Origin of the sequence: Microbacterium sp. UBA7513 (assembly GCF_002478345.1) — a bacterium.
Lineage (GTDB): Bacteria > Actinomycetota > Actinomycetes > Actinomycetales > Microbacteriaceae > Microbacterium.
Map to the genome: position 1 here is coordinate 88,237 of NZ_DLNJ01000035.1, position 625 is coordinate 88,861.

General features: G+C 66.2%; 1 protein-coding gene. It reads left to right on the forward strand.

Features of this window, described 5'->3' with window-relative positions; translation table 11 throughout:
• Nucleotides 1-143: 143 nt before the first annotated feature.
• Nucleotides 144-368 carry a DUF3046 domain-containing protein gene (locus B2W79_RS17005; RefSeq protein ID WP_060921072.1) on the forward strand — a complete coding sequence of 75 codons (225 nt, stop codon included), beginning with the start codon at nt 144-146 and terminating at the stop codon, nt 366-368.
• Nucleotides 369-625 lie beyond the last annotated feature (257 nt).

The window sequence follows — 625 nt, forward strand, 5'->3', positions numbered from 1 at the left end:
CCATCTCCACGATCATGCGCGAGGTCGGGGACCGCATCTCGGTGCTCGAAGGCATTCAGGTCTTCCCCGACGTGGTCCCGGACGACCTGGTCGCCTCCGTGGAGCCCGAGCTCTCGCTCCGCTGACACTCGGAGATCACCCTTATGCGACGCAGTGAGTTCCTGCGCGCCGTCGACGCCGAGTTCCATGCCCGAGCCTCTTCTCTGGTGAATGACCTCGTGCTCTCCGGCATGGGGGGACGAACGGCGCTCGAGGCTCTCGAAGCCGGGGTGCCTCCGCGCGATATCTGGCTCGCGCTCTGCGCCGACATGGACGTCCCCGAATCCCGTCGCCACGGCGTGGGGCGTCTGGAGCCGCGCGGCCGGTGACGGCGGCTTCCCGGGTGTGCGGAAGTCCGACACGCCCAACCGGCGTGTTGTCGAAAATCTGTTCGAACCAGGCGTAGTCTTCTGCACAAGTGGTCAGACGGTTCTGATCCCCACGATCCCCGGCTCCTCGACGCAATGTCGGAGGCCCGCCGTACCGTGAGGTCCAGGCTGAAAAGCCATACGCCTTGTCGGAGAGTTCCTTCCGCCGGAAGAGCCGCGACAGCCTACAGGCGGCAGCACACGCGCAGAAGGAGCAC